Annotated in this window: 16 protein-coding genes; 9 read left to right on the top strand and 7 right to left on the bottom strand. The window is 72.2% G+C overall.

The window, feature by feature from the left end; genetic code table 11:
• The first annotated feature begins 161 nt into the window (after positions 1-161).
• From RBR11_RS08820 to RBR11_RS08810, 3 genes are read left to right on the top strand one after another with little or no spacing between them, the layout of a single operon-like run.
• A complete protein-coding gene (locus RBR11_RS08820) occupies positions 162-1,814 on the top strand; it encodes an APC family permease (RefSeq protein ID WP_308488953.1) in 1,653 nt (550 codons plus the stop codon).
• 60 nt (positions 1,815-1,874) lie between these two features.
• The gene (locus tag RBR11_RS08815) at positions 1,875-2,219 is read left to right on the top strand and encodes a carboxymuconolactone decarboxylase family protein (protein WP_308488952.1); all 345 of its coding nucleotides are present in this window, start codon (positions 1,875-1,877) and stop codon (positions 2,217-2,219) included.
• Positions 2,220-2,239: 20 nt separating this feature from the next.
• Positions 2,240-2,509, top strand: coding sequence for a YdhR family protein (locus RBR11_RS08810; protein ID WP_308488951.1), 270 nt, complete (start codon positions 2,240-2,242; stop codon positions 2,507-2,509).
• On the opposite strand, the gene RBR11_RS08805 is transcribed toward RBR11_RS08810, so the two are convergent.
• A complete protein-coding gene (locus RBR11_RS08805) occupies positions 2,502-3,200 on the bottom strand; it encodes an alpha/beta hydrolase family protein (RefSeq protein ID WP_308488950.1) in 699 nt (232 codons plus the stop codon). The two genes, RBR11_RS08810 and RBR11_RS08805, sit on opposite strands and share 8 nt — an antisense overlap.
• The gene (locus RBR11_RS08800; protein WP_308488949.1) at positions 3,197-3,970 is read right to left on the bottom strand and encodes a YflT domain-containing protein; all 774 of its coding nucleotides are present in this window, start codon (positions 3,968-3,970) and stop codon (positions 3,197-3,199) included. Before RBR11_RS08800 ends, RBR11_RS08805 begins: the two co-directional genes overlap by 4 nt.
• Before the next feature lie 134 nt (positions 3,971-4,104).
• On the opposite strand from RBR11_RS08800, the gene RBR11_RS08795 reads away from it, so the two are divergent.
• Genes RBR11_RS08795 through RBR11_RS08785 form a run of 3 tightly spaced genes read left to right on the top strand, consistent with a single transcriptional unit; the run spans position 4,105 to position 7,039 of the window.
• Entirely contained in the window at positions 4,105-5,376 is a 1,272-nt protein-coding gene (locus RBR11_RS08795) for a magnesium transporter (RefSeq protein WP_308488948.1), read from the top strand.
• On the top strand, positions 5,376-5,915 hold the full coding sequence (locus tag RBR11_RS08790; RefSeq protein ID WP_308489099.1) for a DUF1003 domain-containing protein: 540 nt from the start codon (positions 5,376-5,378) through the stop codon (positions 5,913-5,915). The genes RBR11_RS08795 and RBR11_RS08790 overlap by 1 nt, the downstream gene beginning before the upstream one ends.
• Complete coding sequence (locus RBR11_RS08785) at positions 5,912-7,039, top strand: Mrp/NBP35 family ATP-binding protein (protein ID WP_308488947.1); 1,128 nt, start codon at positions 5,912-5,914, stop codon at positions 7,037-7,039. Before RBR11_RS08790 ends, RBR11_RS08785 begins: the two co-directional genes overlap by 4 nt.
• A gap of 12 nt (positions 7,040-7,051) precedes the next feature.
• On the opposite strand, the gene RBR11_RS08780 is transcribed toward RBR11_RS08785, so the two are convergent.
• Positions 7,052-7,516 carry a twin-arginine translocase TatA/TatE family subunit gene (locus tag RBR11_RS08780; RefSeq protein ID WP_308488946.1) on the bottom strand — a complete coding sequence of 155 codons (465 nt, stop codon included), beginning with the start codon at positions 7,514-7,516 and terminating at the stop codon, positions 7,052-7,054.
• 99 nt (positions 7,517-7,615) lie between these two features.
• Here RBR11_RS08780 and RBR11_RS08775 point away from each other — a divergent pair, with 99 nt between their 5' ends.
• On the top strand, positions 7,616-8,248 hold the full coding sequence (locus RBR11_RS08775) for an O-methyltransferase (protein WP_308488945.1): 633 nt from the start codon (positions 7,616-7,618) through the stop codon (positions 8,246-8,248).
• An 83-nt stretch (positions 8,249-8,331) separates the two neighbouring features.
• Here RBR11_RS08775 and RBR11_RS08770 read toward each other — a convergent pair whose 3' ends face one another.
• The 3 genes from RBR11_RS08770 to dapE form a co-directional block, all read right to left on the bottom strand.
• Entirely contained in the window at positions 8,332-8,505 is a 174-nt protein-coding gene (locus tag RBR11_RS08770; RefSeq protein ID WP_295013107.1) for a DUF3117 domain-containing protein, read from the bottom strand.
• 123 nt (positions 8,506-8,628) lie between these two features.
• Complete coding sequence (locus RBR11_RS08765) at positions 8,629-9,885, bottom strand: hypothetical protein (RefSeq protein ID WP_308488944.1); 1,257 nt, start codon at positions 9,883-9,885, stop codon at positions 8,629-8,631.
• Positions 9,878-10,951 carry a succinyl-diaminopimelate desuccinylase gene (gene dapE / locus RBR11_RS08760; RefSeq protein WP_308488943.1) on the bottom strand — a complete coding sequence of 358 codons (1,074 nt, stop codon included), beginning with the start codon at positions 10,949-10,951 and terminating at the stop codon, positions 9,878-9,880. Before dapE ends, RBR11_RS08765 begins: the two co-directional genes overlap by 8 nt.
• A gap of 63 nt (positions 10,952-11,014) precedes the next feature.
• Here dapE and dapD point away from each other — a divergent pair, with 63 nt between their 5' ends.
• Positions 11,015-11,968: a 2,3,4,5-tetrahydropyridine-2,6-dicarboxylate N-succinyltransferase gene (gene dapD / locus RBR11_RS08755; RefSeq protein ID WP_308488942.1), complete on the top strand. Its 954-nt coding sequence runs from the start codon at positions 11,015-11,017 to the stop codon at positions 11,966-11,968.
• A 78-nt stretch (positions 11,969-12,046) separates the two neighbouring features.
• Here dapD and RBR11_RS08750 read toward each other — a convergent pair whose 3' ends face one another.
• Positions 12,047-12,616, bottom strand: coding sequence for a TetR/AcrR family transcriptional regulator (locus tag RBR11_RS08750; protein ID WP_308488941.1), 570 nt, complete (start codon positions 12,614-12,616; stop codon positions 12,047-12,049).
• 136 nt (positions 12,617-12,752) lie between these two features.
• On the opposite strand from RBR11_RS08750, the gene RBR11_RS08745 reads away from it, so the two are divergent.
• Positions 12,753-14,153: an MFS transporter gene (locus RBR11_RS08745; protein WP_308488940.1), complete on the top strand. Its 1,401-nt coding sequence runs from the start codon at positions 12,753-12,755 to the stop codon at positions 14,151-14,153.
• Positions 14,154-14,233 lie beyond the last annotated feature (80 nt).

Raw genomic sequence — 14,233 nt, 5'->3', positions numbered from 1 at the left:
CGATCCCGTCGAACTTGTCAACAGTCCATCAATCATCTCAACAACCTATTGACACGAGGGAAGATCCGTGGCGCAATTGCATCAGATGTTGAAGTCTCGGCCGAGACATCTGCCGCGCACGCAACGCCGCGAGCGCGCACCCGACACCAGGGAGATCACCCATGGAAACGTCCACCCCCACACAGGCGAGCGCCGCGGAGCCTGCGACGGCGCCTCCCGACACCCTCACCGCCGCGATCATCGACGACGAGGATCGCCATTTCAAGCGCCGCATCGGATGGTTCACCCTGGCCGCACTGACCTTCACGGGCATGATCGGCTCGGGCTGGCTGTTCGCCTCGTACTACGCGGCGGGCATGGCGGGACCGGCCGCCCTCGGATCCTGGATCATCGCCGCGATCGCGACGGCTCTCGTCGGCCTCACCTTCATCGAACTCGGCGTCACCCGCCCGATCGCCGGCGGCAGCACCCGCTGGCCGTCGATCCTGTCCGGTCCGTTCGTCGGCATCATGATCGGCTGGGTGCTGCTGCTGCAGACCGCCTTCGGCACCCCGAGCGAGGCCTCCGGCCTGCTGCAGTACGCGAGCAACTGGTGGCCGGCGCTCGTCGACCACGGCAAGCTCAGCGTGCTGGGCCTGGTCCTCGCCGCCGTCGTCCTGGTGCTGTTCACCGGGCTGAACTGGTTCGGCGTGCTCGTGATGACCCGCATCAGCAACGTCATCACGATCTTCAAGCTGATCGTGCCGCTCATCACGATCGTGCTCCTGTTCGCCTCGGGCTTCGACGCCACCAACGTGCAGACCGGCGGCGGCTTCGCGCCCTACGGCGGCGGCGGGATGCTCACCGCGGTCATCGGCGCCGGCCTCATCTACTCCTTCGGCGGCATCCAGACGCCCGCGGTCATGGCCGGCGAGGCCCGCAACCCGCGCCGGAACATCCCGCTGGGCACCTTCGTCGGCTTCGCCGCCGCCTTCGTGGTCTACATCCTGCTGCAGTCGTCCTACATCTGGACCATCCCGAACGACCTGCTCGCCAAGGGCGGCTGGCACGGGCTCAACTTCGACTCGCCGTTCGCCCAGCTCGCCGGCCTGCTGAATCTCGCCTGGCTCACCCAGCTGCTGCTCGTCGACGCCGTCGTCTCCCCCGCGGGGAGCCTGCTGCTCGGCATCGGCACGAACGGTCGCGTCACCTACGGCGTGGCCCAGGGCCGGATCCTGCCCCGCTGGGTGATCCGCGTGAACGAGAAGACCGGCATCCCGCACAACGCTCTCATCGTGAACCTCGTGATCTCGATCGTCTTCCTGCTCGTGTTCCAGTCCTGGCAGGGCCTGGTCGCCTCGCTCGGATTCTTCTTCGCGGTCGGCTACTCAGTGATCGCCGTCGCGGCCGGCGTGAACTCCCGGGACCCGCGCCTGATCGCCCGCCCGTGGATGAAGAAGGGCATGGGCGTCGTCGCCCCGGTCTCGTTCGTGATCTCCGGCCTGATCCTGTACTGGTCCGGCTGGCAGCAGATCTGGATCTCGGTGCTGCTGTTCGCGATCTCGCTGCCGATCGCGGTGATCGTGAAGATGCGCGACAAGGAGATCTTCACGACCAAGGTCCTACTGCAGGGCGCCTGGTTCTTCGTCTACATGCTGTTCATCCTCGGCGCCTCGGCGCTGGGCAGCTTCGGCGGCGCGAACCTGGTCGCCGGCCCGTGGGACTCGATCCTCGTCGCCGTCATCACGGCCGGGTTCTACGTCTGGGGCTATCGCTCCTCGATCGCCTGGCTGTACTCGAAGGCCGCCGCCGACGCGGTCGGCGTCTACTACTGACCCGCCCCGGGTGCCGTCGTCCCGCGGACGACGGCGCCCTCTTCCTCACGAAGGAGCCTCATGGCCGAGCACTACCACGACCCGTCCGACAAGCAGTACGCGCGCCGGATCCGGCACAGCGCCCCCGAGGCCTTCGCGGCGCTGCAGGCGTTCGACCACGCGGCCCTGCGCCGGGAGGGGATGGCGATCCCGCGCAAGCAGGTCGAGCTCATCGCCCTCGCCGTCGCCCTCACGACGCAGTGCGCCTACTGCATCGAGGCGCACACGGCGGCGGCCACGGCCGAGGGCGCGAGCGAGGCGGAGCTCGCCGAGACGATCCTCATCACGGCGGCGCTGCGGGCCGGGGGCGCGGTCGCGCACGGCTTCCAGCTCATGAAGCACCACGCCCGCGAGATGGTGGTCTGAGGATCATGTGGATCGTGTCGATGCGGTTCGCCACCGACCTCGCGGAGGAGGAGCTGCTGCGCCTGAGCCGGGAGAGCTTCCCGCGCTTCCATACCCAGCCGGGGCTGCAGCAGAAGTACTACGTGCGGGACGCGGCGACCGGTCTCGTGGGCGGCGTCTACCTCTTCGACGACGAGCAGGCCGCGCGGGACTACGTCGCGGGCCCCATCGTGGCCGCCGTGCCGCATCGCTTCCAGGTGGTCGGCGACGTGTCCGTCGAAGTGCTCGAGGTCACGCTGACGCTCAACTGAGGGCGGCGGCGAACTCCGCGACGATCGGCGCCAGGGCGGCGCCGATCTCGTCCGCCGCTCTCCTGCGGCCCTTCACCTCGAAGGAGTGCCCGCCGCCGTCGATCCACGCGATCCGGGCGCTCCGGCACGCGGCCACCGCCTCCTCGAGCTGCGCGAGCGGCTGCACGAACGGGTCGTTGGTGCCCTCCACGAACAGCTGCGGCGGGACCACGGCGGGGAGGTGCTCCACGCGCGGCTTCTCCGGCTTGCCGGGCTGGTGGAGGGGGTAGCCGAGGTAGACGAGGCCCGCGACGTCCAGCCCCTCCGCGGATCCGTCCGCGGACGCAGCGGCCATCGACGCCATCCGCCCGCCGTACGACTTCCCGCACGCGATCACGGCTCCGCCGGAGCGCTCCCCGGCCGCCGCGACGACCGCGCGCCAGGTGAGCATCGCGTGCGCCGCGGGCCCCGGCATGCGCCGGCCCGCCTCGACGTACGGGAAGTTGAACCGGAGGGTGTGCAGGCCCTCCGCGCGGAGCGCGGTGGAGAAGCCGACGAGGAACGGGTGGTCCATTCCCGCCCCGGCGCCGTGCGCGATCGCGACGACGGGGGCGTCGGCGGACCCGCCGGAGCCGAACGCGGCGGTGACCCCGACCTCGCCCGCGGGCAGCGGCACCGCGATCCGGAAGCGCTGCTCCGGTGCGTCGGTCATCGGCCGGAGCCGTCGCCCTCGGGGCGCTCCTCGGGGGTGTCCGACGCAGCGGCGCTCTGCTCGGACTCGGCCGGCGGCTGCGGGGCGGCCGGCGGTGCCGGCGGAAGCGGCGGGCGCTCCGGGGCGATCCGCTCGCCGAAGCGCGGCGGCTCCTCCTCCGAGGCGGCGGGCGCGGCCGGCGCGGCGGGGGGCGCCGGCGTGGGCGGCGTGTGCCCGTAGGGGTCCACCCGCTCGCCGTAGCGCGGCGGCTCGGCGGGCGCGGGGAATCCCGGTGCGCCGCCCGGGCGCGCGGCGGGGGATGTCGTGGCCGAGCGGCCGAGCACCTGGCGCGCCTTGCCCACGGAGGCGGCCAGCACGGTGACCTCGTAGTGCTCGGCGTTCAGCTGCATGACGCTCGCGTAGTCGCGGCGGCGGCGCACGATCGCGTAAGCGATGAGACTCAGGATCATGCCGATCGCGACGCCGACGAAGATCACGCCGAGGAACGCCTGGATCGGCACCGCCGGGTTGCCGAGCACGAAGAACGCGGAGAGGAACAGTCCGATGAGCACGCCGTTGACCGCGCCGGAGCGCGCCGCATTCGCGTAGCCCAGACGCCCGGTCACCCGCTCCACGGTGCGCACGCCGACTCCGACGATCGCGATCGCGCGGGCGGGCACCTCCCCCGCGATCAGCTGGGAGACGAGCTTCTGCGCGGCGTCGTAGTCGGCGACCGAGGCGACGGTCTCGCCGATCTCGCCGGCACCGCCCGAACTGTTCAGCATGCTCATCCGGCCATTCTTCCATGCGCCTCCGACGGGGTCCTCCTGCCCGCCCGAGGAGCCTTCCGAAAACCGCGCCGAGATAAGGGAACACCGGCGTCACGGGCCCCGACCGGGAGCACCCGGGACAGTACGCTGGAAACATGAGCACACAGCGGGTTTTCGTCGCGCGCCTGGCCGGGTGCGCCGTGTTCGACCCCGCCGGCGATCGGATCGGCAAAGTCCGGGATGTCGTCGTCGTGTACCGAAGTTCGGCCTCCCCCCGCGTGATCGGTCTCGTGTGCGAGATCCCCGGCCGGCGTCAGGTGTTCCTCTCGATCGGGCGGGTCAGCTCGATCAGCACGGGACAGGTGATCACCTCCGGCCTGATGAACGTGCGCCGGTTCAAGCCGCGCAACGGCGAGGTGCGGATCATGGCCGAGCTCATCGGCCGCCGCGTGGACTTCGCGGACGGATCCGGCGCAGCCGTGATCGAGGACGTCGCGATCGGCCCGAACCGGCTCGGCGAGTGGTCGATCGGCCAGCTGTTCCTGCGCAAGCCGAAGACGAGCGCCTCGCCGTTCGCGAAGGGGCCGACCGCGTTCGCCGACTGGAGCGAGGTGCGCGAGCAGCGCCTGCCCGGCGAGGCGCAGTCCGCCGAGCAGCTCGTCGCGACGTTCTCCGAGATGCACCCCGCCGACCTCGCGAACACGCTGCTCGACCTGCCCCAGCAGCGCCGCATCGAGGTCGCCGAGGAGCTCCCCGACGAGCGTCTCGCCGACGCCCTCGAGGAGATGCCCGAGGACGACCAGATGGACATCCTGGATCGCCTGGGCGACGAGCGCGCCGCCGACATCCTCGACCAGATGGAGCCGGACGACGCCGCCGACCTGCTCGCGCAGCTGCCGCAGGGCCGCCTGGAGCACTTGCTCGAGCTGATGGAGCCGGAGGAGGCGGAGGACGTCCGCATGCTGCTCCGGTACAGCCCCGACACGGCGGGCGGTCTGATGACCCCCGAGCCGATCATCCTGTCCGCCGACGCCACCGTCGCCGAGGCGCTCGCGCTGATCCGCCGGCACGAGCTGCACCCCGCGCTGGCCGCGGCGGTGTTCGTGACGCTGCCGCCGTTCGAGACCCCGACCGGGCGCCTGCTCGGCATGGTGCACTTCCAGCGGATGCTGCGCTACCCGCCGCACGAGAGGCTCGGCGCGATCGTCGACGACACCCTCGAGCCGGTGCCGGTGACGGCGTCGGCGGCCGAGGTCGCCCGCATGCTCGCGAGCTACGACCTGGTCTCGCTGCCGGTGGTGGATCAGGCGCACCGCCTCGTCGGCGCGATCAGCGTCGACGACGTGCTCGACTACCTGCTGCCCGACGACTGGCGCTCGCACGACACGGATCAGCAGAACACCCCCGCGAAGGGCGCGGCAGGATGATGGCGCGGTCGGATCGGCGGCGCAGCGGTCTGGACGCTCCCCGGGGTCGGGGCGGCATGCTCGCCCGGAGCGGCCCGCAGACGCCTCGCGACACGTTCGGGCGCTTCTCCGAGGCGTTCGCCCGCGCGATGGGCACCTCCGGGTTCCTCATCGGCATGACCGTGTTCGTCACGGTCTGGCTGTGGTGGAACATCGCCCTGCCCCGGGCGTGGCAGTTCGACCCCGCGGCGACGAACTTCACCCTGCTCACCCTGATCCTGTCGCTGCAGGCGTCGTACGCCGCTCCCCTGATCCTGCTCGCGCAGAACCGCCAGGACGACCGGGATCGCGTGCAGATCGAGCAGGACCGGCAGCGCGCAGAGCGCAACCTCGCGGACACCGAGTACCTCGCGCGCGAGATCGTGGCGCTGCGCATGGCGATCGAGGAGAGCGGCGCCGGCTCCCCGCACACCCAGCCCGTCACCCGCGAGGTGCTGCGCACCGAGCTCAGGGCGCTGCTCGCCGAGCTGCGCGAGGAGGATCCGGAGCCGACGCCGTGACCGCCGATCTCGCCGATGCCGTCCGCCGCGCCGTCGGCGCCGTCACCGACCCCGAGCTGCGCCGGCCGCTCGCCGACCTCGACATGCTCCGCGACATCACGGTCGACGGATCCGTCGCGCACGTCGGCATCGCGCTGACGATCGTGGGCTGCCCCGCCGCGACCCGGATCGAGGCGGACGTGCGCGCTGCGGCGTCCGCCGTGCCGGGGATCGACGCGGTCGACCTGTCCGTCGGCGTGATGACGCCGGACGAGCGCCGCGCGCTCACCGAGCGGCTGAGGGACGGCAGGGCCCCGCGGCAGATGCCGTTCGGCCCCGACTCGCTGACCCGGGTGATCGCCGTCACGAGCGGCAAGGGCGGGGTCGGCAAGTCCTCGATCACCGCCAACCTCGCCGTGGCCCTGGCCGCCCGCGGCCGCCGCGTCGGGCTCATCGACGCGGACGTGCACGGCTTCTCCATCCCCGGCCTGCTCGGGATCGTGCCCGGCACGCAGCCGACCCGCATCGACGACCTCATGCTGCCGCCGGTCGCGCACGATGTGAAGGCGATCTCGATCGGGATGTTCCTGCGCGAGGGCGAGTCCGTCGTCGCCTGGCGCGGCCCGATGCTGCACCGCACCGTGCAGCAGTTCCTCACCGACGTGTTCTTCGGCGATCTCGACGTCCTGCTGATCGACATGCCGCCCGGCACGGGAGACATCGCGATCACACTCGGGCAGCTGCTGCCGCACGCGGAGGTGCTCGTGGTGACCACCCCGCAGGAGGCCGCATCGGACGTCGCGATCCGCAGCGGCCTCGTCGCCCGGCAGACCGGTCAGCGGGTGATCGGCGTGGTCGAGAACATGGCCGCGATGGCCCTGCCCGACGGCACCCTGCTCGACCTGTTCGGCTCGGGCGGCGGCGAGGCGGTCGCGGCCGCGCTCTCGGCCGGGGCGGATCCGGTGCCGCTGCTCGCCTCGGTGCCGCTGAGCCCGGCGCTGCGCACGGGCGGCGACGCCGGCGCCCCGATCGTGCTCGCGGATCCGGCCGACCCGGCGGCGCGCGCGATCATCGCGCTCGCCGACGCGATCGAGGGATCGGGCCGGCGGCTCGCAGGACGGCCGCTGCCGTTCTCGCCGCGCTAGACGCGGGGGCTCTCAGGTCGCTTCGCTGTCGTACGGCGGCAGCGAGTCCGCGGAGAACACCCGCGGGCCCTTCGGCGCGGCCCCGTCCGCCTCGGCGGACGCCGCGTTCATCGCCGTCGCGGTCGCCAGCACCGCCGCCGCGGACCCCGGGGCGGGGGCGGCCTCGTCCGACGCGACCGGCGCCGGGACCGAGGCCGACGACGCCCGCGGTGCGGCGGGGCTGTCGTCCAGCAGCGCGTCCCGGATGATCCGGCGCGGGTCGTACTGCCGCGGGTCCAGCTTGCGCCAGTCCAGCTCGTCGATCTCCGGACCGACCTCCTCGCGCATCCGGTCCCTCGCGCCGCGGAGGTAGGAACCCGCGCTCCGGGTGAAGCGCGCGAGAGCCTCCGCATAGCGCGGAAGACGCTCAGGACCGACGAGAAGGGCGGCGATCACGCCGATCACCAGCAACTTCTCGACCGTGATGCCGAAGAACATGTCTCCAGGCTACCGCCGCGCCTGACCTCCCCGCGCACGGAGGACGCCTACGCTGGTTCGAGAACATGCGGTGCACTGAGCGACCGCTAGGGAGTCGAAGTGAGCGAGCAGGATTCGAACGCGCGGTACGTGCGCGAAGCCATCGTCGAACCGGATGAGATCGTCCGGGCCCGTGCGCACGCGGTCGAACTGGGCGCGCAGCCGATCAGCGCCGCCGTCGGCGCACAGTCCGCGGTGATCGCCGCGGCGACCGGAGCGCGCTCGATCGTCGAGATCGGCACCGGCGCGGGCGTCTCCGGGCTGTGGCTGCTGCGCGGCGCCCCGAAGGCCGTGCTCACCTCGATCGACAACGAGCCGGAGCACCTCGCCGCCGCGCGCTCGGCGTTCCAGGACGCCCGGATCGCCCCCACCCGCGCCCGCTTCATCGCCGGTCGCGCCGCCGACGTGCTGCCGCGCATGAACGAGGCGGCCTACGACATCGTCTTCGTCGACGCGGATCCCGAGAACGTGATCGAGTACGTCGAGCACGGGCTGCGCCTCGTGCGCGCGGGCGGCACCGTTCTCGTGCCGCGGGTGCTCGGCGGCGGCAGGGTGGCGGATCCGGTCCAGCGCGACGACGTGACGGTCGCCTACCGCTCGCTCATCCAGGAGACGCAGCAGTCGCCGGCCGTGCTCGCGGCCCTGTCCACCGTGGGCGAGGGGCTGCTGCAGCTCACCAGCATCGCCGACTGACAAGACGAAAGGCCCGCCGAAGCGGGCCTTTCGAAGATCGGAACGTGTCCGTGTCGGCGCCCTGGGGCACCGACCATACGGAACTAGGCCGCTGCCACGACGGCGCTCAGCACGTCGTGAAGCTCCTTCGCCTCGGCGTCGTTCACGGAGACGACCAGACGCCCGCCGCCCTCGAGCGGCACGCGCACGATGATCAGCCGGCCCTCCTTCACGGCCTCCATGGGTCCGTCGCCGGTCCTCGGCTTCATCGCTGCCATCGCGGTGCTCCCTTTCCTCGGTGGTCTACGACTTCCATATTAGTGGGTCCCGGGACACCGCTTACCGCGCGGGACGGCCCGCGCCGCGCGATCGATCGCGCCCGCCGTGCGACGAGGACGAGGTCAGGGCACCCGCCAGAACGTGTTGGCCATGCCGTACACGTTGTAGATCCACAGCCACTGCAGCCCGATGCAGGCGACCAGGACGATCCCGCGGAACCACCAGGACCGCCGCCACCCGACGGCTCCCCACAGCGGGCTGATCGGGAGCAGCAGGCGCAGCGTGCTGGACTGCGGGAAGAACACCGCGAGCAGGTACAGCGCGTAGCTCGCGCTGAACAGCCGGATCTCGGGGCCGAGCCGGCGCACGCCGCGCCCTGCCAGCAGCACCCAGGCGAACAGCGCGATGACGGCGACGAGCACGGCGATCCCGACCCATCCCGGGATCCCCAACAGCCGCGCCCAGTACGGCATCGCGGTCAGCCAGCCGTCGAACGGGACGAACGCCGCGTCTCCCGCGCCGGGCATCCAGATCCCGCGCCAGGAGAGCTCGGTCTCCATGTACGCGTTCGGATCCCCGGTGACGAGCCCCGCGATGACCTGCCAGGCGAAGCCGACCACGATCCCGAGCGCACCCAGGGCGAGATAGTGCACGATCTCCCGCGGCCGCAGCGGATCCGTCCGGCGCCTGATCCAGCGCAGCACGAGCATGAGCCCGAGCATCATCGCGAACGCCAGGACGCCGGGGCGGGTGAAGCCCATCACCAGGATGAGCGGATACAGCCGCACGTATCTTCGGCGCGCCAGCCCGTCCAGTGCGAGCAGCAGGAACAGCAGGTTCAGGACCTCGGCGTAGCCGACCTGGAACAGCGCGCCCAGGGGGCCAGCGGCGAAGAACACCACCGTCCAGACCGCCGCCATCCGGCCGATCCGCCCGCGCATCATCCGGAACAGCACAAGACAGCACAGGTAGCCGGAGACCAGCGACACCACGAGCGCGCCGAGAGGCCAGCTGTCGAACGGGAGGCCGACCACCTGCGACACCCACGGGTACACCGGCAGGAACGCCCACGAGTTCTGCGTGATGTTCCCGTCGGCGCCGAGCGGGAGCACACGCGGGTAGCCGTACACGGCGATGTACCAGTACCACTGCGCGTCCCAGCCGGTGAGGAACGAGCCGAGGCTCGCGTTCGGGCCGAACCGGGACCGCGCGCCGGACACCTCGGTCGCGGCGAGGAGCAGGCCCGTCGTGATCAGACGGGTGACGACGTAGACGGCGAGGATCCCGGCCCACGCCGGCACCCGGGCGTACGCCCTGGCCGCCCAGCGCGGTGCGGGGGCGAGGCGCCGCGGCGCGGCGCTGAGCTGCGCCTCAGACACCGGAGAGCCAGGAACGAAGTCCCTGCTCCGTGTCGGCGATCTGTGCGACCGGCACCCTCTCCTCGTCGTGATGCGCGAGATGCGGGTCCCCCGGGCCGTAGTTGACGGCGGGGATGCCCAGGGCGGAGAACCGGGCGACGTCGGTCCACCCGTACTTCGGCTGCGGGACGGCGCCGACCGCGGCGACGAACTGCTGCGCGATCGGGGCGTCGAGCCCCGGGCGGGCGCCCGCGGACAGGTCGGTGATCTCGACGGCGAACCCGTCGAAGACGCGGCGGACGTGCTCCTCCGCGTCGGCGGCGGACTTGCTCGGCGCGAAGCGGTAGTTCACCTCGACCTCGCAGGCGTCGGGGATCACGTTTCCGGCGATGCCGCCGCTGATCCGGACCGCGTTCAGGCCCTCCCGGTAGACGAGCCCCTCGACCGGGACCTCGCGCGGGCGGTACTCGGCAAGGCGGGCGAGGATCGGCGCCGCGCGGTGGATCGCGTTCTCGCCGACCCAGGCCCTGGCGCTGTGCGCACGCACCCCGGTGGTGCGCACGACCGCGCGCAGCGTGCCGTTGCAGCCGCCCTCCACCTGGCCGTTCGAGGGCTCGCCGAGGATCGCGAAGTCGGCGGCGAACAGGTCGGGACGGCTGTCCGCGAGCAGTTTCAGGCCGTTGCGGGCGGCGTCGACCTCCTCGTTGTCGTACCACATCCAGGTGATGTCCACCGCGGGCTCGACGAGCTCGGCGGCGAGCTTCAGCTGCACGGCGACGCCGGCCTTCATATCGACCGTCCCGCGGCCCCAGAGGTACGGCTCCCCGTCGATCTCGATGTCGCGGGTGGGCACGTTCGCGTTGATCGGCACGGTGTCGATGTGCCCGGCGATCACGACGCGCTGGGCGCGACCCAGATCCGTGCGCGCGACGATCGTGTTGCCGGAGCGGATCACCTCGAGATGGCCGAGGGACCGCATCGCGTCCTCGATGAGGTCGGCGAGGGTCGCCTCGTCACCGGAGACGCTCGGGATGTCGCAGATCGTGCGGGTGATCTCGAGGGACGAAGCGGTCAGATCGAGCGGCATGCCCCCACCCTAGCGCCGCGTCACACGCAGGAACCTGGGGGTCCGGTTCGGTACCGTGGAGGCATGAGCGACGCCCGCACGATCTTCGGTTCCGGCCTGACCACCATCGCCTCCGACGGCACCGTCCTGGACGCCTGGTTCCCGGAGATCGGCACCTCCGAGCCCTCCGCGGGGGACCTCGCCGCCTCGATCGCGACCTGGGAGGCGTTCGCCGGGCCGGACCCTCGCCGTGCCGTCACCGTCGAGACCGTCCAGCTGCGGATCGACCTCGACGAGGCTCCGGCCTCGACCGCCGACGCGTACCTCCGCCTGCAGGCGCTGTCGCACCTGCTCGTGCGCCCGAACGAGCTGAACCTGGACGGCATCTTCGCCCACCTGCCGAACATCGCATGGACGAGTGCCGGCCCGATGCTCCCCGCCGACGCCGTGCGGCTGCGCCCCGCGCTGCAGCGCGCCGGGATCCAGGTCTCCGGGGTCGACAAGTTCCCCCGGCTCACCGACTACGTGCTGCCCGCCGGCGTGCGCATCGCCGACGCCTCGCGGGTCCGCCTGGGCGCGCACCTCGCCCCGGGCACGACCGTCATGCACGAGGGCTTCGTGAACTTCAACGCGGGCACCCTGGGCGCCTCGATGGTCGAGGGGCGGATCTCGCAGGGCGTCGTCGTCGGCGACGGATCGGACATCGGCGGCGGCGCCTCGATCATGGGCACGCTCTCCGGCGGCGGCACGCACCGCGTGTCGATCGGCGCGCGCACCCTGCTCGGCGCGAACGCCGGCATCGGCATCTCGCTCGGCGACGACTGCATCGTCGAGGCGGGCCTGTACGTGACGGCCGGCACGAAGATCGTGCTCGCCGACGCGGCCCCGCTCGTCGACGGCGGCCGCCCGGTCGTCAAGGGTGGAGAGCTGAGCGGCCAGAACGGGATCCTGTTCCGCCGCAACTCGCTCACCGGCGCCGTCGAGGCCACCCGCCGCGCGGGCGTCGGGGTGACCCTGAACGAGGCGCTGCACGCCTGACGCGTGACGTCCCTTCGGGGTCGTTGAGCGAGCTCGACCGCGCAGCGGGCGACCGAGACGAAACGCGCCGGCCGCTCGTCAGGCCCGGATCGAGCCGATCGCGAGGCCGAGCACCCTGCGGCGCTGCGCCTCGTCGTCGTACGCGACCGCGCTGACGCCCGCGACGAGCTTGACGATGTCGGAGATGTCGAGGTCGGCCTTGACGCTGCCGTCCGCCTGCGCGCGCCTCAGCAGCGGCTCCCCCGCCCCGAGCATGACGCCCCGGCACTCGGCGAACACCGACGACTCCCCGTTCAGGCCGTCCAGCAGCACGTGCTTGGTGCCGACGTACTCGACGAAGCGGTCCAGCCACGCCTCGAGCGCCGGCCACGGCGCGAGGCCCGCCACCTCGTCGGCGGAATCGGCGAGGGCCGCGACCTCGCGCAGGTAGAGCGTCTCGATGAGGTCGTCCCGCGTCGGGAAGTTCCGGTAGAGCGTGCCGATGCCGACGCCGGCCCGGCGCGCGATGTCCTCCAGCGACGCGTCGGATCCGTCCTCGGCGAACGCCTCGCGCCCTGCCGCGACGAGCGCGTCGAAGTTCCGCGCCGCATCCGCGCGCCGCGGACGCCGCGCCTCCAGCGTCGTCGCCGCCCGGTTCTGGCCGCTCATCCCGTTCCTTCCGAAGATCGTCGGATCATCCCTTGCAAAACGGAGGGACCCTCCGGTAATGTCTATCCGGAGGCGTCCTCCGTTCGGAGGTCTCCTCCCACTTTACTCCGCTTCTCCAGGCTCCGGAAGGGAACTCATGTCCCGCTCATCCACCTCGATCCTGGTCGCCATCGCCGTGGCGGTCTCATCCATCGCGCTTCTGCAGAACCTCGTCATCCCCCTCGTCCCGCTCGTGCAGGCCGAGTTCGGCGTCACCGCCGACGCGGCCAGCTGGACCATGACCGCATGGCTCATCGCCGCCGCGGTCGCGACGCCCACCCTCGGCCGGATCGGCGACCTCCGCGGGCGCCGCACCACCTTCCTCCTCACGATCGGCGTCACTGCGCTGGGCGACGTGCTCGCGGCGGTCGCACCGGACCTCGCCGTGCTCATCGTCGCCCGGGTGCTGCAGGGCATCGGCGGGGCGCTGTTCCCGCTCGCCTACGGCCTGCTCCGCGACGCGCTCCCCCGCGAACGCGTGACCGGCGCGATCGGCGTCGTGAGCGCCGTGATCGGCATCGGCGGCGCCGCGGGCACGGTCCTGGCCGGGCCCCTCGCCGACCTGGTCGGCTGGCGCGGCACGTTCGCGATCCCGTTCGTCGTCGCCGCGATCGGCGCGTTCCTCACCGTGGTGTCGGTCCGCGACAGCGGGACTCGCGCGCGCGGCCGGGTGAACGCCCGCTCCTCCGTGCTGCTGTCGGCGTGGCTCGTGGCGCTCCTCGTCCCGCTCAGCGCCGGTGCGCGCTGGGGCTGGAGCTCGCCGGCCACGCTGGCCTTCTTCGGGGCCGCGCTCCTCGCCTTCGCCGCGTGGATCGTGAGCGAGCTGCGCTCGGCCGAGCCGCTCGTCGACCTGCGCCTGATGACGTCACCCGCGATCTGGCCGGCCAACGCCGCCTCGCTCCTGATCGGCGCCGGGGTGTTCGCGTTCTGGGGCTACCTGCCGCAGTTCCTCGAGCTCTCCGCGACGGCCGGAGGCGGTGGGCTCTCGGTCCAGGGCGCCGGGCTCGTCCTGGTCCCCATGCTGATCGGCATGAGCGGGATCGGCTTCGCCGCGGGCGCGATCAGCCGGATCGTGTCGCTGCGCGCGATGCTCGCGATCGGCGCCGTGCTGATGGGCGCCTCGGCGGCGTCCGCCGCGCTCGCGCACTCCGCGCCCTGGCAGCTCGCGCTCGCCGGCGCCGGATTCGGCATCGGCTGCGGGCTGGCGTACGCCGCCTCCGCGAGCATCGTGGTGCAGGGCGTGCCCGCGGCGGTGACCGGCGTGGCGACCGGCGTGAACGCCAACCTGCGCACGATCGGATCCGCGATCGGATCCGCCGCCACCGGCGCGATCGTCTTCGGATCGGCTCCGCACGGCTCCGCGGCGGGGTTCGCCGTGGCCTGGGGGCTCGTGGCCGCCAGCACGCTCACGGCAGGGGCCATCGTGTGGGCCGTGCGGACGCGCCCCGCCGCGACGACCGTCCCTGGACGCGTGCCGGAGTTCGCAGACGCCGCATGAGGTAGGATCGACGGGTTGTCGGATCATCCGGCAACTCGTCGCCTCCCTGGTTCTTCCCCGGGACACCGTCCCGGGGCGCG

It is taken from the genome of Microbacterium capsulatum, assembly GCF_030865425.1.
GTDB lineage: Bacteria > Actinomycetota > Actinomycetes > Actinomycetales > Microbacteriaceae > Microbacterium > Microbacterium capsulatum.
Note: the sequence above shows the minus strand (reverse complement) of the source record. Positions and strands in the feature narration are given on the sequence as shown.